12 protein-coding genes are annotated in these 18440 nt (G+C 60.2%); 5 read left to right on the top strand and 7 right to left on the bottom strand.

Features of this window, described 5'->3' with window-relative positions; all coding sequences use genetic code 11:
- The first annotated feature begins 221 nt into the window (after positions 1 to 221).
- The 3 genes from betT to QP977_RS00920 all read left to right on the top strand — a co-directional run bounded on the left by betT (position 222) and on the right by QP977_RS00920 (position 4933).
- On the top strand, positions 222 to 2402 hold the full coding sequence (gene betT, locus QP977_RS00930) for a choline BCCT transporter BetT (RefSeq protein ID WP_049190998.1): 2181 nt from the start codon (positions 222 to 224) through the stop codon (positions 2400 to 2402).
- Entirely contained in the window at positions 2403 to 3971 is a 1569-nt protein-coding gene (locus tag QP977_RS00925; RefSeq protein ID WP_284847053.1) for an aldehyde dehydrogenase family protein, read from the top strand.
- A 143-nt stretch (positions 3972 to 4114) separates the two neighbouring features.
- Entirely contained in the window at positions 4115 to 4933 is an 819-nt protein-coding gene (locus QP977_RS00920) for a CDP-alcohol phosphatidyltransferase family protein (RefSeq protein WP_284847052.1), read from the top strand.
- On the opposite strand, the gene QP977_RS00915 is transcribed toward QP977_RS00920, so the two are convergent.
- Positions 4930 to 5949 carry a hypothetical protein gene (locus QP977_RS00915; protein WP_070652725.1) on the bottom strand — a complete coding sequence of 340 codons (1020 nt, stop codon included), beginning with the start codon at positions 5947 to 5949 and terminating at the stop codon, positions 4930 to 4932. The genes QP977_RS00920 and QP977_RS00915 overlap by 4 nt on opposite strands.
- A gap of 204 nt (positions 5950 to 6153) precedes the next feature.
- Between QP977_RS00915 and QP977_RS00910 the strand changes: the two genes are divergently transcribed.
- Positions 6154 to 7638, top strand: a complete 1485-nt coding sequence (locus tag QP977_RS00910) for a YeeE/YedE thiosulfate transporter family protein (RefSeq protein WP_070767100.1) — start codon at positions 6154 to 6156, stop codon at positions 7636 to 7638.
- 76 nt (positions 7639 to 7714) lie between these two features.
- Positions 7715 to 8386 carry a YdhK family protein gene (locus QP977_RS00905; protein ID WP_284847051.1) on the top strand — a complete coding sequence of 224 codons (672 nt, stop codon included), beginning with the start codon at positions 7715 to 7717 and terminating at the stop codon, positions 8384 to 8386.
- Between the two features lie 201 nt (positions 8387 to 8587).
- Here the strand turns inward: QP977_RS00905 and QP977_RS00900 are convergent, their stop codons facing one another.
- From QP977_RS00900 to QP977_RS00875, 6 genes are all read right to left on the bottom strand, one after another.
- The gene (locus QP977_RS00900) at positions 8588 to 10270 is read right to left on the bottom strand and encodes a dipeptide ABC transporter ATP-binding protein (protein WP_049171783.1); all 1683 of its coding nucleotides are present in this window, start codon (positions 10268 to 10270) and stop codon (positions 8588 to 8590) included.
- Positions 10267 to 11265: an ABC transporter permease gene (locus tag QP977_RS00895; RefSeq protein WP_049171781.1), complete on the bottom strand. Its 999-nt coding sequence runs from the start codon at positions 11263 to 11265 to the stop codon at positions 10267 to 10269. Before QP977_RS00895 ends, QP977_RS00900 begins: the two co-directional genes overlap by 4 nt.
- Positions 11258 to 12184: an ABC transporter permease gene (locus QP977_RS00890; protein WP_016421610.1), complete on the bottom strand. Its 927-nt coding sequence runs from the start codon at positions 12182 to 12184 to the stop codon at positions 11258 to 11260. Before QP977_RS00890 ends, QP977_RS00895 begins: the two co-directional genes overlap by 8 nt.
- Positions 12185 to 12188: 4 nt before the next feature.
- Positions 12189 to 13934 carry a peptide ABC transporter substrate-binding protein gene (locus tag QP977_RS00885; RefSeq protein WP_070767101.1) on the bottom strand — a complete coding sequence of 582 codons (1746 nt, stop codon included), beginning with the start codon at positions 13932 to 13934 and terminating at the stop codon, positions 12189 to 12191.
- 479 nt (positions 13935 to 14413) lie between these two features.
- Positions 14414 to 16042, bottom strand: a complete 1629-nt coding sequence (locus tag QP977_RS00880) for a protein adenylyltransferase SelO family protein (protein ID WP_070767102.1) — start codon at positions 16040 to 16042, stop codon at positions 14414 to 14416.
- A gap of 141 nt (positions 16043 to 16183) precedes the next feature.
- Positions 16184 to 18415, bottom strand: coding sequence for a 3-hydroxyacyl-CoA dehydrogenase NAD-binding domain-containing protein (locus QP977_RS00875; protein WP_284847050.1), 2232 nt, complete (start codon positions 18413 to 18415; stop codon positions 16184 to 16186).
- Between the last annotated feature and the right edge of the window lie 25 nt (positions 18416 to 18440).

Below are 18440 nucleotides of genomic sequence, written 5' to 3'. Positions count from 1 at the left end.
TGGCCGGAGGCGTATCTCAAATCCCCTTCACCTATATAGAATGCCACACAATTGGTATTCAATTCCAGTTGGAATGATTTTAAACGCCTTGAAAACTGGATAAATATGCAGGTGAAGATGTTGATGTTGGGGTGGAGAATTCTTCTGAATCGATTCTTAAACTTGAGGGATTATTCAAACTAGGTATGCTGGGTTAGTTCCCGAATCTGAAGGATTTTCCTATGTCTGATACTCCGCCAACTGAGAAGGTAACGGAGGAAAAATCTGGATCGTCGCAAGGAATGCAGCGATCGCAGTCGGCCCCTCCACAACAAGCGCAAGCGAGTGTGACCTCCGAGCCTGAGGTCAACTGGCCTGTATTTATTATTTCAGGTGTTGGCATTCTTGCCATTGCCCTGTGGGCTATTTTTGCCCCGGACAATGCAGCGGACACCCTAGCTGGCATTGTCGCCTGGGTATCGAAGAACTTCGGCTGGTTCTATATTGTGACCGCGACGGTGGCAGTGCTCTTCATGCTCTACGTCGCTATCTCGCGAACGGGACAGATTAAGCTCGGCCCCGATCACGCCAAGCCTCAGTTTGGTCTGTTCTCCTGGGCCTCTATGCTCTTTGCGGCGGGTATCGGCATTGACCTGCTCTTCTTCTCGGTAGCGGAGCCGGTGGCACAGTTTTATGGCCCGCCGACCGGAGACGCGGAGACCATCGAAGCTGCACGTCAGGCAGTGGTGTTCACGCTCTTCCACTATGGCGTGACCGGTTGGGCACTCTACGCCCTGATGGGTATGGCATTCGGCTACTTCGCGTATCGCCTGAACATGCCGCTGACCATTCGTTCGGCGCTCTATCCGATTATCGGCAAGCGCATCCACGGCCCCGCTGGTGAAGCGGTCGAAATCGCGGCGATGCTGGGTACCGTTTTCGGTGTCGCAACCTCGCTGGGTATCGGCGTCGTCCAGCTGAATTACGGCCTGCGTGTGCTGTTCGGGGTGGATGAGAGTACGTCCTGGCAGATCGCTCTAATCGTCGTGGCCGTATCGGTGGCTATCGCCTCCGCAGTTTCCGGTGTCGACAAGGGAATTCGTCGTCTCTCGGAGCTCAACGTTGGCCTGGCCATCTGCTTGATGCTCTACATCCTGGTTACCGGCCGCACCGCGTTCCTGTTTGACGCACTGGTGATGAACGTCGGTGAGTACGTCTCGAAGTTCCCGTCCATGACTATGGATACCTACGCGTTCTCCGGAGCGCAGGAATGGTTGAACTCCTGGACCCTGTTCTTCTGGGCTTGGTGGGTGGCCTGGGCACCGTTCGTCGGTTTGTTCCTGGCTCGCATTTCCCGTGGCCGTAGTCTGCGTCAGTTTGTCGTCGGCACGCTGACCATTCCATTCCTCTTCGTTCTGATGTGGGTATCGGTGTTCGGTAACTCGGCTCTGGACCTGGTTATCGGTGGCGATTCGGAGTTTGGGCAGACTGCATTGGATTACCCGGAGCGCGCCTTCTACCTTCTGCTAGAGCAGTACCCGGCACCGATGTTGGTGGCGGCAGTCGCCTCCCTAATCGGTCTGCTGCTCTACATCACCTCGGCTGACTCGGCAGCACTGGTGATGAGTAACTTCACTTCGAAGATCACCGACACGCAGCAGGACGGTAAGAAGTGGACCCGTATTTTCTGGGCTGTCGTGGTCGGTGTGCTGACCATCGCGATGCTCTACGTCGGCGGTATTCCGACACTGCAGTCCGCGACGATTGTGATGGGCCTGCCGTTCGCCTTTGTCATCTATCTGGTGATGTATGGCCTGTTTAAGTCGCTGCGACTGGAGCTGTTGCAACAGGATTCGACACGTCGGGCCCTCCATGGTGCGATGTCGGGCCGCGCCGTAGATGGCGAACAGGGCGACTGGCGTAAGCGACTTGCCCGCTCCATGTCCTTCCCGGGCAAGAAGCCAGTCATGCGCTACCTCGACCGAGTGGTACAGCCCGCGCTTGAACAGGTGGCAGAAGCTATCAGGGACCGTGGCGGCGAAGTGACGCTGCACCGTGAACCAGCAGAAGAAGTTGGCATCGACCAGATTGACCTGCAGGTCGGTTTCGGCGAGGAGATGAGCTTCCGCTACCAGGTCTATCCGGTTGAACACTTGACGCCGTCTTTCGCTGGCCTGGTACACCTGGACAGTGATGCTGATATTTACTACTACCGCCTCGAGGTCTTCACGCTTACCGGCTCGCTCGGCTACGACGTCTATGGCTACACCCAAGAGCAGCTGATTTCCGACGTCCTCGACCTCTACGAACGGCACTTGGAGTTCCTGCATATGCAGTCTGATCTCCCGGGCACCTCAGATTTGTCCGATAATGCCGAACCTGTCCGCGAATGGTCTGATGACTATGCCAAGGAGGATTCCTAAATGACCTTTAAGCCTTCCACTACTGATAAGGCTCTCGCACCCGAGACCGCCAAATCTCACGAAGGGGCCGCCACGCTGTTTATCAACGGCACCTGGTCCGCTGCAGCCGCTGGCAACACTCGCACCATCGAGTGCCCGGCCGACGGCTCTTTCATCGCCGAGGTCGCGGAAGCAGACGCCACCGACACCGAGCGCGCCATCGCCGCCGCCGACGCTGCTTTCCGACGTACCGGAGAAGGTTCCTGGGCATCCTGGAGCACAGCTGAGCGCAGCAAGTTGGTACTCGATATCGGTGCTGCCATCAGGCAGCGCAAGGACGAATTTGCCTGGGCAGAGGCTATGGATACCGGTAAGCGCCTGCCAGAGGCGGCAGCCGATATGGATGACATCATCGCCTGCTTTGAGTACTTCGGGAAGCTTGCAGGCAATGATGCCGGTCGTCTCGTGGATGCGGATGACCCGTCCGTCGTCGCGCGTCTTGTGCGTGAGCCCGTCGGTGTCTGTGGTCTGATTACGCCGTGGAACTACCCACTGCTGCAGACGGCCTGGAAGGTCGCACCGGCGCTGGCCACGGGCAATACCTTTGTGCTCAAGCCGGCGGAGCTGACTCCGCACACAGCAATTCTGCTCATGCATGTCATCGATGATCTGGGTGTTCCGGCAGGCGTTGCCAACCTCATTACCGGAGCCGGTGCCGAAGCGGGCGCACCGCTGTCCTCGCATCCGAAGGTGGACATGGTCTCCTTCACTGGCGGTCTTGTCACTGGCAAGATTATTGCTGGTGAAGCGGCTAAGTCTGTGAAGAAGGTCGCGCTTGAGCTCGGCGGCAAGAACCCGAACATTATCTTCGCCGACGCCGATTACGAAGCCGCTTTGGACAATGCCCTCAATGCTGCCTTCCTGCACTCCGGTCAGGTGTGCTCGGCGGGCGCTCGCTTGATTGTGGAGGAGTCCATCGCCGAGAAGTTTGTCGACGATCTGGTCGAGCGCGCCGGACACATCCAGCTCGGCGGTCCGCTCGACGAGAAGGCCGAGACCGGTGCGCTGATTTCGAAGCAGCACTTGGATAAGGTCGCGGCATACGTCGATCGGGCTCGTGAGCAGGGCGCTCGTGTGCGCGTAGGCGGTGAGATCGCCACGGGCACCACCGCCGATGGTTCCGCCTCGCTTGCCGACGGCTACTTCTACCTCCCAACCGTGATTGACCAGGTCACCCGCGATATGGACTGCGTTCACGACGAGGCCTTTGGCCCGGTAGTGACGGTGGAGACCTTCACCACGGTTGACGAGGCCATCGAGATCGGCAACGACACCGAATACGGCCTGGCCGGTGCGGTGTGGTCATCCAACCGCGAGGTGTCTGAGCGTGTTTCCCGCGAGCTGCGTCACGGTACCGTTTGGATCAACGACTTTGGGCCCTACCTGCCACAGGCCGAGTGGGGTGGCTTTGGTCAGTCCGGTATTGGTCGTGAGCTGGGCCCGACCGGCCTGGAGGAGTACACCGAAGCCAAGCTGGTCTACGAGAACACAGCACCGGCTGTTACCGGTTGGTTCGAGGATCGTCGTTAAATAACTCGGAACAAGCCCGAGTAAAAATACGGGAAAACGACCCATCGGCCGTTATACTCACCGATTGAAAAAAATCGACTCTGCGCACAACTGCGATAAAGGTTTGCAGTTGTGCGCATTTTGTTCTCTAAAGGACATCTGCCGTGAACGCTACTACTCGCTCCGACAATGCCAGTTCTAGTACCGCCAGTGGGCCAGATACTGCCTGCGCCGATACTGCCAGCACCGCCGCGACCTTCACCCGCTTCACCCGGCGCCAGCATGTCATCGCCTGGGCTGTGCATGCCTTCACGCTGACCGGTTTGGTGTGGGCAACGCTGGCTGCGGTCGCACTGCTGGAGGGCCGCCCACATTGGATGTGGTTTTGGTTGGGAATTGCCCTCGTCGTCGATGGTGTCGACGGCAATATGGCGCGTAAGCATCACATCAAGGAAGTCGTCCCGTGGTTTAACGGCGCAGTGGTGGACAACATCGTCGACTATCTCACCTGGACCGCCATACCCGCGGCTTTCATGGTTATGTATCTGCCGCTGGGGCCACGGCCGTTGGCGATTGCCCTGATTATTTTGGTCCTGGTGTCGTCGATGTTCTGCTATGCCAACGAAGCCGCCAAGTCCGGCGACTACTACTTCGTTGGTTTCCCCGCCGCGTGGAATATCGTGGCGGTCTTGCTGTGGGTATGGAACGCGCCCATGGCGGTGTGTATCTCTGCCATTTTTATCTTCAGCGCAATGACGTTGGTGCCGCTGCACTACACGCATCCATTCCGCGTGGAACGCGGCCGGATTGCCAACATTGCCGCAACGTTCATCTGGATTGTCTCGACCGGCATGCTTATCGCAAGTGAGACGATGGCAGCGTCGTTAAGCAAGACGTCTATCCACGGGCTTGTGGCTGTCAACGTTGCCGCCGGTGCCTGGCTGATTATTGGCGGCGTGCGGCGCTCGCTTAGCGGTCGCTAGCGGCAGTTGGTGGGTGGTTGGCGCAGGATTGCGGAGATGGCGCGGTCGCGCAGCCAGCGGACGTATTCGACGGCGCAGGCTGCGACAATTAACGCGATGACAAAGATGGTGACCCACATCGGATAATCGCGCCCATTGGCCCAGAAGTAGACGTAAGGCGAGACGAAAGTCACTAGGGTGATCAGGAGCCCCAGCATTCTTCGGCCGAATGAGCGGCCGGTGATCATCTCGACAATTCCCCAGGTGTAGGGGATAGCGGTAATGATGTCGATGCTCCACAGCACCCAGACATTGCCGTGGAATCCGGGGACGAAAACCACAGGTAGCGCGCGGAGCGAAGAGTAGACCATCACCACCAGGTAGGCCAACACTTTCGGGTTGTAGAGCAGGCGCCACACGGGGTTGCGCTCGATGAGTTTGGTCCCGACTTTGCGTAGTGCATGCAGATCCTTTTGCTGCATGACCAGCGTATTTGTTCCCTCCAGCAGGTAAGCGAGCAGTTTTTGCTGCTCGAGACTGCCGTGTGCCCAGGCCTGCACCAGCTCGCTTGGCGAGATAGCGATGGGCACCAGTGGTTCTCCGCGCTGTTTCAGCGCAGTGGGAAGCTCGAGGGTACTGCCATCGAGCTTATCGACGGCCAGTTCCGGGCCCACCACATGAACGATGTCGCCGCCGAGGATGTTTTGTACCTTCTTCACATCACTTTCGGGCAGCGAGCTGAACCAGAGTAGCTGCCGGGAGGAAATCGCCATTCGCAAGGCGGTGCCCAGAGCTTCTGCCGCGTCATCGATGGCGTAAAAGTCCTGCGTGTTGGTGTGGGCGAGTGAACGCAAGCTGTCGATTGTCACGACATTTTTGGCATTGAGCTCGTTGAGGCGGGCCACGCCGGAAATATCGATGACCGCCTGAGGGTCAAGGGCGAAAGCATGGGTAAAAGGAAGGTCGAGTATCGAGCGCATCGCAAGGAGCCGCTGGTGTCGCTGGTGTCCAACCAGGGCTGAATTCTGTGCGCTCATAGTGTTTTAGCTTGCCACAACTTGCGCTTCTCACCAGCAACTATACGGTTCGGTCTGTCTATTGGCAGGTGTTCTACCCTGTGAAAACTTCATTAAGTTGGACTTTTTTCGCTGTGTAGAGTAGCTTCTAATCCACTAATAGACAGGTCTGTTCATTATGGCTTTGATGGCGGACTGGCTCATAAATTTAGGAGAAACACTCTCATGCTCATTTCAGGACTAGCGCTGGGTGCCGTGCTCGGCTTTGTTATGCAGCGAGGACGCTTCTGCGTCACCGGCTTCTTGCGCGACATCTTCACTCAGCGCAGCTGGCGCGGCTTTGTCGCCCTGCTGATTGTTATTTCCGTCCACGCCATCGGCCTGGCCGCACTGACCAGCGCCGGCGTGATTACTCCCGAATACAACGAGCTGGCACCGCTGGCCGTTATTGTCGGTGGCGTTATCTTCGGACTGGGTATCGTCCTGGCCGGTGGCTGCGCCTCGGGTACCTGGTACCGCTCCGGTGAGGGCCTGATCGGCTCCTGGATCGCACTGGTCTTTTACGCCCTATCCGCTGCTGCCATGAAGACTGGCTTCCTCAACGGCCTGCAGGATTCCCTGAAGGACCGCACCGTCGGCCTGACCAGCATCCACGCCTCTCTGGGCATTAGCATCTGGCCACTGGTCATCGCGCTGAGCGCCGTCACGGCATACTTCGCTGTCCGCTTCCTGCGCGAAGAATTCTCCGGCCCGCGCCCGGCCACTCTGGCGCCGCGCAAGACCGGCCTGGCACACATCCTGGCCGAAAAGCCCTGGCATGTTTACGCCACCGCTGTTGCCGTTGGTGTGCTCGGCGTTATCGCATGGCCGCTGTCCGCTGCCACCGGCCGCAACGACGGCCTCGGCATCACGACTCCGTCCTCCAACCTTGCCAACTACGTTGTCACTGGTGACACTGAGCGTTTCGACTGGGGCGTCCTCCTCGTCCTCGGCATCCTCGTTGGCTCCTTCATCGCGGCTAAGGCCTCCGGTGAATTCCGCCTCCGCGTCCCGGACGCAACCCAGGGCGCACGCTCGGTCGTCGGCGGCATCTGCATGGGCGTCGGCGCTGCGTGGGCCGGCGGCTGCACCGTCGGTAACGGCATGGTCCAGACCTCGCTGTTCAGCTACCAGGGTTGGCTCGCACTGGCGTCCATCGCCGCAGGTGTCGCTATCGCCGCAAAGCTCTGGCTGAAGCCGTCCGCACCTTCGCTTAACGACGTCCCGAGCACCCCTTCCACCACCAACGACACAGCGGTATCGGCAACTGCTCCGGTCACTTCGACTGCTACTTCGCCTGTGTCCCTGCCGGGTAGCGAAGGTGCCGGTGCCGCTGGCACCGAGGCCTCCCCGCTGGCGGGTGCCTTTACTGTCGCGCCGGTAGCGTTGCTCGACCGGAGCGTCGTCAAGCAGGAAGACGGCAAGCTCACGCCACTGGGCGATGGGCGTTACGAGCTCGACACCGTCGGCGCGGTGTGCCCATTCCCGCTGATCGAGGCCAAGGACGCGATCAACAAGATTGAGGTCGGCGAGGAGCTGGTGATCCCATTCGACTGCACCCAGGCCACGGATGCGATTCCGCGCTGGGCTGCGAAGGATGGCCACGAGGTCACCAACTTTGAGCAGACCGGTGAAGCTGGCTGGACGATTTCCGTCCGCCGCGGGAAGTAAGGCATGGTGACGGCGGGGGAGCGTTGTTAGGGTGAGGGCATAGATTGATTGACATCAACAACAAAGGAGCTCAACCATGGCAAAGAATATTCGACCACTAGATGCTCTCGTAGCCGCGGGTGCCGCCAGCGTCCTTGTGCTGGCCGGTTGCTCCTCCGATGATTCGGCTAGTACTGAGGCAAGCAGCACTGTTAGCGAAACCAGCTCTTCCGTGTCGGCCACCAGCTCTGAGGGGCATGACGACATGGATGATATGGACGATGCCGATGAGCATGGCGGTCATGGTGACCAGGGTGATGACGCGATGGCCGGCCATGACCATCCGGCCGATGGTGGTCCGGCTCCAGAGGGAATGATTGCGGCGGACAACGCGAAGTTCCCGGTCAGCAGTGAAGTGCAGGTTCTCGCCGATCACATGCCGGGCATGAAGGGTGCAGAAGGCAAGGTTGTTGGTGTTTTCACCACCACAACCTACTCCGTTTCCTACACCCCGACCGATGGCAGTGAGCCGGTGAAGGACCACCGCTGGGTCGTTCATGAGGAGCTGGAGAACCCAGGCGAAGCACCGCTTGCCGACGGCTCCGAGATCACCATCAACGCCGAGCATATGGCGGGCATGAAGGGGGCCAAGGGCACTGTTGACTACTCCACCCAGGAGCCGGTGTACATGGTCGATATTGACGATGATGGCATGACCATGAAGAACCACAAGTGGGTTACTGAAAGCGAGCTTGCTCCGGAGGACTAGCAGGCTGTCTGGACGGTCTTTCCGGATAGCTTTCTCTCTTCTCTCGCTCAATCCGCTCCGACTCAAAATCGCCCAGCCACTTCACGACACCTATGTCACCTCATGCCGCCTCCACAGCTGGTACGAGGTGACGCCTGTGTCGTGAAGTGGCCCAGAAGGGGGGCGGAGCGAAGTGCCCTGGGGAAACAGGCCACCGCCCAGCTACAGATCCAAATCCAACGACGCACCAGGGATGGCGTCCAGCAGCCGCTGGGTGTATTCCTTCTCCGGGTGATCGAAGAGATCGTCGGTCGGACGGTGTTCAACCATCTTGCCGTGCTCCATCACGATGACCTCATCAGCCACCTGCCGCACCACAGCGAGGTCGTGCGTAATAAACAGGTAGGCCAAATCCATCTCTTCCTGCAGCTCGGCGAGTAGTTCGAGCACCTGAGCCTGCACCACCACGTCGAGTGCTGACACCGCCTCGTCACAGACCACAACCTCAGGGTTCAGGGCCAGTGCACGCGCAATCGCCACACGCTGACGCTGACCACCCGACAGCTCACCGGGGAAGCGGCGCCCCATTTCCGCGGGAAGAGCGACGCGGTCGAGAAGCTCGAATACGCGCTGCTCACGCTCCTTCTTGGTGCCAATCTTGTGAATCCGCAGCGGCTCCTCGATGGAGGAATGCACCGTGCGCATCGGGTCCAGCGTCGCATACGGGTTCTGGAAAATCGGCTGAATGCGACGCCGCAGCTCCAGCTCCTCTTTACGATTCCGGCCCTGGACGCGTTTGCCGTCGAAAAGCACTTCGCCTTCGGTCGGATCGAGCAGCCCCAGCGCCATGTTGGCGACAGTGGACTTGCCCGAACCGGATTCGCCCACGATTCCGATGGTGCGACCGCGACGCAGCGTAAAGCTGATGTCATCGACGGCGCGGAAGGAATCCTTGCGCCACGGACGGTCGCCGCGGATGGCGAAGTCGCGCACCAAGTTCTTCGCGACCAGAATCTCCTTCTGGTCCGCATCCGATGTCGTCGGCGCCGCCACCACGCGATCACCGCGCCGGGCAGCCAGCGATGGAGCCGCCGCGATTAGCTGCTTGGTGTATGGATGCTGCGGGCGGGTGAGAACTTGCAGGGCAGGGCCGGTCTCCACGACACGTCCTGCTTGCATAACGACGAGTCGGTCAGCGCGCTCGGCAGCCAAACCGAGGTCATGGGTAATAAGCACCACGGACGTGCCGAGTTCGCTAGTGAGCTTGTCGAGGTGGTCGAGGATCTTCTTCGCCACGGTCACGTCGAGAGCGGAAGTGGGCTCATCGGCAATCAGCAGCTTTGGGTGCGCGGCCAAGCCCATCGCGATAAGCGCGCGCTGGCGCATACCACCGGAGAACTCGTGCGGGTACTGGTCGATACGCTTTTTAGCGTTCGGCAGGCCAGCCTGTTCCAGCAGCTCAATCGCCTTTTTGTGGGCCTCGGAGCCAGTGGCGATGTTGTTGGCGCGCAGCGCCTCCTTAATCTGGGAACCGACGGTCCACACTGGATTGAGATTGGTCATCGGATCCTGGGGGACCAGGCCGATGCCGTTGCCGCGGATGCTAACAAACTCGCGGTCGGTCAGGTGTGTGATGTCACGGCCATCGAAGGTGATGGTGCCACCGGTGACTTCACCATCACCGGGCAGCAGCCCCAGCGCGGCGTGGACAGTGGTGGACTTACCCGAGCCGGACTCGCCGACAATGGCGACCGTCTCACCGGGGAAAACCTCAAGGTCGACGTCATGCACGACATCGGTCAACGATTTACTGCGGCGGCCGGACGCTGTGGTCGTCGGAAAGCCAATGCAGACATCCTTCAAGGTGAGAATGGGCGCTGCGGAAGTATTGGTGTCGGTGCTCATCGACGACGCTCCTTCGGGTCGAGAGAATCCTTCAAAGCGTCACCCATGAGGATGAAGCCGAGAACGGTAATCGCCAGGGCGAGTGCTGGCCAGAACAGGTTGGACGGGGCCTGGCGGAGCACCTGCTGTGCGACAGAGATGTCGTTGCCCCAGGAAACGGTGGTCGTCGGCAGGCCAATGCCCAGGTAGGACAGCGTGGCCTCGGCGACGATGTAAATACCCAGCGAGGTCGTGGCCATGACGATGACAGGGGCGAGGCAGTTCGGCAGCACATGGCGGAAGAGAATGCCAGTGCTGGACAGACCGAGCGCCTTGGAGGCGGTGACGTATTCCTCGTTCTTCACCGAGATCACCGAGGAACGCACCACGCGCGCCATCTGCGGCCAGCCGAAAGCAGCGAGCACGAAGACCACGGACCAGATGGTGCGTTCGGTAAACAGCTGCATCAGCACGATGCCGGCGAGAATCAGGGGGATGGCAAAGAACATGTCCGTGATGCGGGAGAGCACCGCGTCGACCCAACCGCCGAGATAGCCAGCGATGGCACCGAGGATGATGCCCACCACGGTCACGGCCAGGGTGACGCCGATGCCGACGATGACCGAGGCGCGGGCACCGTAGATGACACGGGCGTAGACGTCGTAGCCCTGCTGAGTGAAGCCCATCGGGTGGCCGTCGCGGGCCGGGGCCAGCGAGTCACGCAGGTTTGCCGCCGTCGGATCCACAGAGGTGAACAGTGACGGGAACGCGGCCACTGCGATGGAGAGCAAAATAATGAATGCGGAAACCCAGAACAGTGGGCGGTAACGCAGGTTCTGCCAGGCCGAACCCCAGAGCCCCAGTGGTGGGGTATCCGGCAACTGCTTGTGGTCGGGGTTCGTCGCCTGTGCGGCGGGGGCCTGCGCGGTGTTGGCCTGCGCGGTGCCGGTATGCACGGCGTTGGCCTGCTTTTCTGGCTGAGTCGAATCTAACTGCGTCGAATCTGGCTTAGGCATAACGAATCCTCGGATCCAGGACTGCGTAGAGCAAGTCGATGAGCAAGTTGGCGAACATGTAAATAACCACCAGGATGGTCACGATGCTGACCACGGTGGGAGCTTCACCAATCTGGACGGCGTGGAAGATCAGGCCACCGATACCTGGCACGTTGAAGATGCCCTCGGTGACAATTGCGCCGCCCATCAGAGCCGCGAGATCAGCGCCGATGAAGGTCACAACGGGAATTAGCGAGTTGCGCAAGATGTGGCGACGGGTGACTTCAGAGGTTGGCAAGCCCTTGGCGCGGGCAGTGCGTACGAAGTCAGCATGGCGTGCCGACGAGACCTCGGAGCGCGTCAGTCGCAGAACATAAGCAACCGAGACGAGACCCAGCACGAATGCCGGAAGTAGTAGGGAGGTAAAGGAGGCATCGCTACCAACGGTGGGGGAGACGATCTCCCAGCGCACACCGAAGAGGTAGCGGGCCACGAAGCCGAGCACGAAGGTCGGAGTTGCGATAACCAGCAGGGACATCACCAGAACGGTGGAGTCGAAGAAGCCGCCCTTGCGCATACCGGCAATAACGCCGAGGCCAATACCGAAAATGGCCTCAATGGCAACGGCCATCAGCGCCAGGCGAATCGTAATAGGGAAAGCCAGCGCGATTTCCTCGCCGACCGAGCGGCCGGAGAAGGTCTCGCCCATATCCAGGGTGAACAGGCCCTTGAGGTACTCCCAGTACTGGACGAGGAAAGGCTCATCCAGGTGGTAGTGGGCGCGTAGCGCTGCAACCTGCTCCGGTGGCAGCTGCTTATCGCCAGCCAGTGCGGCAATGGGGTCGCCTGGCATGGCGAAGACCATTGCATAAATCAGCAGTGTGGCACCGAAGAATACCGGCACCATCTGCAGGAGTCTCTTTCCGATATACCAACCCATGGTGCTAGTCCTTCTCAATCATTGGGTAGTCCAAGATGCCGTCCCACATCACTACGGCATTGCGCAGCTTCGGGTTCCACGCCACCGAAGCATTGGGGTACCACAGCGGAATCGCTGGCAGGTCCTCCATCAGCACAGACTGAGCCTTGACATAAATCGGCTTGGCATCTTCTGCGCTCTTTGCCGAGGCAGCCTCCTGAATCAGCTTGTCGAACTCCGGATTGGAGTAGTGGTAGTCATTCGAGGAGCCACCAGTGACGAACTGCGGAAGCATGTAGTTGGCCACAGATGGGTAGTCAGCTGCCCAACCAGTGCGGTAGCCGCTGGTGATGGTCTCGTTGGAGATTTCATCGCGCAGCTGCTTGAACGTCGGGTAGGCCTTGCCGTGGGAATCGATGCCGAGGGTCTCGCCAATCATGTTGGTCACCGCTTCGACCCACTGCTGGTGTCCGCCGTCGGCGTTGTAGGCAATGTCGAACGAGCCGGTAAACGGCGCAATTTTGTTGGCTTCGGCCCACAGTTGACGGGCCTTCTTCGGGTTGTATTCCAGGACCTCTTGGCCAGGTACGTTCGGATCAAGGTCGCCGAGCGTCAACGAGCTGAACTCGCGCGCCGGGGTGCGGGTGTCGAAGAAAATCTTCTCAGTGATTAGTTTCCGGTCAATCGCCATAGAAATCGCTTGACGACGAAGCTTGCCCTCTTCACCCGAAAAACCTGGCAGATTTCGCGGAATTGCGAAGTACTGCGAAGACGAGGTCGGGACATTTGCGCTGGAGTCGGGGAAGTCGGTTTGGAAGCTGGCGAGAGCCGTTGGTGGAATTGTGCGTGGCAGCGTGTCCAGGCGGCCGGCCTGGAGGTCTGCATATGCGGTGTCCACGTCCGAGTAGAAGCGGTATACCAGGCCGTTGTTACGGGCCTTGTGCTCACCGGCGAAGTCATCATTGCGAACCACAGTTAGCTGGTTGTTGTGCAGCCAAGCGCGGCCTTCGGCCATCTTGTACGGTCCATTGCCGATTGGGTGTTCACCGAAAGCCTTCTTGTCTTCGAACGCGGCCTTCGGCAGCGGCATAAACGCGACATAGCCGAGGCTGAGCGGGAAGGAAGAATCTGGGTTGGTCAGATCCACGGTGAACCTCAGGTCATCGACCTTTTTCAGGCCGGAGAGTGTTTTCTCCGTGGCCTTTTCTCCCGAAACAGCATCAAAACCCTGCACGTTGGCGAAGAAGGACTGCTGCTTCTGCAGGTTCGGGCCGTAGGCAGCGTAATTCCAGGCATCGATGTAGCTCTGCGCGGTGACTGGTTCGCCGTTGTGGAAGGTCCAGCCCGGTTTTAGCGTGATGTCGAAATGGGTCGAGTCCTCGTTGGGCTTAATTTCTGCCGCATGGTCCAGGATCATCGAGCCGTCGGTGTCGTAGCGCACCAGACCTGAGTAGAGCATGCGGAGGATATCGCCACCACCGGTTTCATTGGTGTCAGTGGTGTACAGCGGCGACTGTGGTTCGGAGTTCTGGACCACAATGAACCCCGCGCCGACCTGTTGCTGGTCAGTGCTGCAGGCAGCGAGCGCGCTTCCTGGCAAGGCGATTACCAGCAAAGCCGCCAGGATCTGGCGGACATGCAGCGTGAACTTTCCTTTTCCGCTGAGCGTTGTTGCGTGCAGTTTTGTGGCACGGGACTTCTCTCGCTGTCGGAGCTTCCGCCGGAGTTTCTGCCGGGTGTGGAAGGGGCCGGAGGCAACGGGTCTATGCATCGCGAGCCTTTCTAGATTCTGCCAGATAGGCGATATGAATTTGGTGATCGGCTCACTCCAAATGACTTAGATACCCACCTCCCACCTGCATAGGCAATGGTGGTGGTGACAACTTGGGTGTGGTGGGCTCTAAGGTTTGGATACGACCGTTCAATACAGTCTCTAACCATACAAGTCCAAAAAACATATGAGTATTAATCAGGCGAACCATCCCTTATTTGACGGTGTCTTTTACCCTCGATTGGGGAGTTAATCCTGTGCAGTGGTGCAACGTTGTAACATCCTGGCACCCCCGCAGGGGTTGGGGCTGCTGAATTTCTGGCTGTCCCACCGCCGGGCTCCTGTCCGGCCCCATCCGCGACTTCACGACACAGGTGTCACCTCGTGCCACCTCCACAGCTGGCACGAGGTGACACCTGTGTCGTGAAGTGGGCTTTGGAAGAGGAAGTGGACTTTGGAGGAGGCGGAGAGGCAGCGCATTAAGTCCCACAGTACGAGTGGAAAGCACCCAACTCCCGCGGTGCCGGCTCCGTGAACCCCGCAGGGACGTCTTGCGACTCAAAGGGGTTGGTTACCGCCTCCAGCAGGTGCCGGTAGTCGGTCAGATCCCCCGCCCCTGCCGCCGCTAACGCTTCCGTGACCAGGTAGTTTCGCGGAATATACAGCGGATTCGTTTCCTCCATAAGTGCCAGGGCCGTCGTCTGGTCGATTCCCAGCTCCTCCCGCGTCCGCTGCCACAACTGCCTCCACTCAGTCGCGGCAGCGGGGAACGCAGGATCATCAGACAGTCTGGTCAGCGCGGTCAGCGCAGTGAAATCCTGCCCATCATCGCTGGCAAGAACCTCAATCAGCGCCCGATGAGCATTCGTGTGGTCGAGCCCAAACTTCGCCAGCAACGCCTGCCACTGCTGTACCAAGGGGGTGGCCAGCGGGTCGTCGTAAAGCGAGGGGAGAATCCCCAACTTGGGCAGCCACCTGCGGCTGAGCGCATCGGTGAACTCGTCGGCGAATTCTCCCAGGATGTCGCGGGCGCGTGTGAGGGCATCCTCCGGGGTGCCTGCGAAATGCGGTAGCAAAGTCTCCGCGAGCTTCGACATGTTCCACCCCGCGATTGTTGGCTGCGCGCCGAACGCGTATCGACCGCCGCGATCAATGCTGCTAAACACCGCCCGCGGATCGTGCGCATCCAGAAACGCACACGGCCCAAAGTCGATGGTCTCGCCCGCGATGCTGGCATTGTCGGTGTTCATCACGCCGTGGACAAATCCACAGGCCAGCCACGCCGCAACGAGATTAGCTTGCCGCTTGACGACGTCCCGGAGAACCGACTCCGCCGAACCCTCGTAGCCATGCCGCTGCGCGGCGAACTCGATGAGCCGATCCATGATTCCGGTGTCCGTTCCGGAGCGAGCGACCAGCTCGAACGTGCCAACTCGCAGGTGGCTGGATGCTACGCGCACGACGATGCCACCCGGTTGAAGTTCGGTGGTGGGGTCGGTGTTGTCGAATGGGGTTTGCGAGCCGCGGTAAATCTCTTCGCCGGTTTTGATGACCGCCAGCGCGCGGGTGGTGGGGATGCCGAGCGCATACATGGCTTCGCTGATGAGGTACTCCCGCAGCGCGGAGGTCAGCGTGGCTTTGCCGTCACCGCCACGGGAAAAGGGCGTGGGGCCGGTGCCTTTCGCCTGAATCTCGTAGGACTGGGTGTTGTCGCTGTGGGTTGTCTCTTTGGGGCAGTCGGGCTGGTTAGGCGGACAGTGCAGCCCAGTCAGCCCCGGTTCAGCCTCAACTGTGGCAAGCAAGAGCGCGCGACCATCACCGAGTAGGCCTGCGAAGTTGCCGAACTGGTGGCCGGCATAGGCCGTGGCCATCGGGGTTGTGTATGCGCCGAGTGGGGTATCGGTTTCCTGGCCGACTCCGTGATCGGCGCCGCGGCCAGTGAGGAACTTCAGGCCAGCGTCTGACCGGAGCCACTGTGGGGAGAGACCGAGTTGGGTCGCGAGCTCGTCGTTAAGCATGACCAGCTGCGGTGATGGGGCGGCGAATCCCTCCTGGGAGATAGCGAGTTCAGGCAGTGCGGTGGGAAGATCAGCGACATTTCGAGCCATGTGCGCAGTTTAACGGGTAGGCCGAATTGGGGTTGGCGCGCTGGTGCGTTCAGCGGTGCTACGCGCGTAGAGGTGATCTCGAAGGCGAAAAACCCCGGTTACTGGAACAATTCCAGCAACCGGGGTGCGCTCGGGGTAGCCCTACTTCTTCAGGGATTCCGGAGCGTTGAAGCGCTCGCCGTGCTTATCGGCCAGCTCTTCGGCGCGCTCGACGAAGCCTGCGACACCGCGGCGCTCTGGGTGAGCTGCAGCCGGGTCGACGACAGTGGCGCCGTCGTAGTTCTTGATGAACTGGCGAGTACCACCGGTCCAGGCCGGGTAGCCGATACCGAAGATGGAGCCGATGTTGCCGTCGGCGTCGTGAAGCAGAACGCCCTCGTCGACGCACTTCTGAGTCTCGATGGCCTCGATGAAGAGCATGCGGTCGACCAGCTCCTGCAGGTCGGTGTCTTCCGGAGCGATCGGGGTGATGTTCAGCTCCTCGCGCAGCTCGTTGAACAGGCCCGGCCAGAGACCGGAGCGCTTGCCGTCGACGTACTCGTAGAAGCCCTTGCCCTCGAGCTTGCCCGGGCGTTCGAACTTGTGCAGCATGGCCTCGACCAGAGCCGGCACGCCGCCCTCGTCCAGGGACTGACCTGCAGCCTCGGCGGCAGCGCGGGTCTCGCCAGCGATCTTCTCCATGAGCTTGAGATTCAGCTCGTCGGCAAGCTGGAGCTGCGGTGCCGGGTAACCAGCCTGGCGGCCAGCGGCCTCGATGATGGCCGGGTCATAGCCCTCGGCAACCATGCGCAGAGCCTCGTTGATGACGGTGCCGATGACGCGGGAGGTGTAGAAACCGCGGGAGTCGGTAACGACAATCGGAATCTTGCGAATTGCAACAGCGAAGTCCAGCGAAGCGGCGAGGATTGCCGGGTCGGTGTTGTCGCCGGAGATGATCTCAATCAGCTGCATCTTGTCCACCGGGGAGAAGAAGTGCAGACCGATGAAGTCCTTCTCACGCTTGACGTGGGAAGCCAGCTCGGTGATTGGCAGGGTGGAGGTGTTGGAGCCCAGGATGCAGGTCTCCGGAACCGCGGCCTCGATTTCGGCGTGAACCTTGTGCTTGAGGTCGGTGTTCTCGAAGACGGCCTCGATGACCAGATCGACGTCGGACAGGTCGTCGTAGGACTCGGTCGGCTTGATGCGGTTCAGCAGTGCTGCGGACTTCTCCTCAGTGGTGCGACCGCGCTTGAGAGCCTTCGCCTCCAGCCCCTCGGAGTAGGCCTTGCCGCGCTCGGCGTTCTCCAGGGAAATGTCCTTCAGGACAACTTCCATGCCAGCCTTTGCACACACGTATGCAATACCTGCGCCCATCATGCCGGCACCAACGACGGCAACCTTCTTGAACTCGCGCTTCGGGTACGGGGTGCCGTCAGCCTGCAGCGGACGGGAGCCGCCGCCCTGAGCGTGATTGAGGTCGAAGAAGAACGCCTGCATCATGTTCTTCGACTGAGTGCCGGTGACCAGCTCGGTGAAGTAGCGGGACTCGACACGCAGTGCGGTGTCGATGTCGACCTGAGAGCCCTCGATGGCAGCCTGCATCGCAAGGCGCGGAGCCTTCATCGGGGAGCCCTTGAGCTGCTTGGTCAGGTTTGCCGGGAAGGACGGCAGGTTCATTGCGAACTTAGGAGTCTTCGGGTCACCGCCTGGGATCTTGAAGCCCTTCTCATCCCACGGCTGTGCGGCCTTGGCGTCTTCGCTGGTCAGCCATGCGCGGGCGGTGTCGATGAGCTGCTCCGGAGCAACAACCTCGTCAACGAGGCCAGCTGCGAGGGCCTTGCCCGGGTTCATCTGAGCGCCGGTCAGAATGACCTTCATCAGCGCGTCCTGAATGCCCAGCATGCGCACGACGCGGGAAACGCCGCCGCCACCCGGCAGCAGGCCGAGGGTGACCTCTGGCAGGCCAATCTTGGAACCGCGGACATCGGCAGCAACGCGGTGGTTAGCAGCCAGCGCGACCTCGAGGCCGCCGCCCAGTGCTGCGCCATTGATGGCAGCAACAATCGGCACCGGGAGCTTCTCCAGGCGACGCAGGGAGGCCTTCATGTCCTCGACCATGCCGAACATGTCAGCTGCATCGTCTTCAGTGGCCTTGGACATCTGCTTGATGTCGCCGCCTGCGAAGAAGGTCTTCTTCGCAGAGGTGATGATGATGCCCTTGATGGAGGTCTCAGAGCCGTCGCCAATTTCGTTTTCCAGGCGCTCCACGGTGGCGCAGATGTCGTCCTGGAAGGTCTTGTTCATGGTGTTGACCGGCGCATTCGGGTCATCCATGGTGAGGGTGACGATTCCGGCGTCGTCCTGATCCCACCGGAACATGTTATCTGTGCTCATAAATCAGTCAGTCCTTTGTGGTTAT

The organism is Corynebacterium sp. MSK012, assembly GCF_030232435.1.
Lineage (GTDB): Bacteria > Actinomycetota > Actinomycetes > Mycobacteriales > Mycobacteriaceae > Corynebacterium > Corynebacterium jeikeium_D.
Note: the sequence above shows the minus strand (reverse complement) of the source record. Positions and strands in the feature narration are given on the sequence as shown.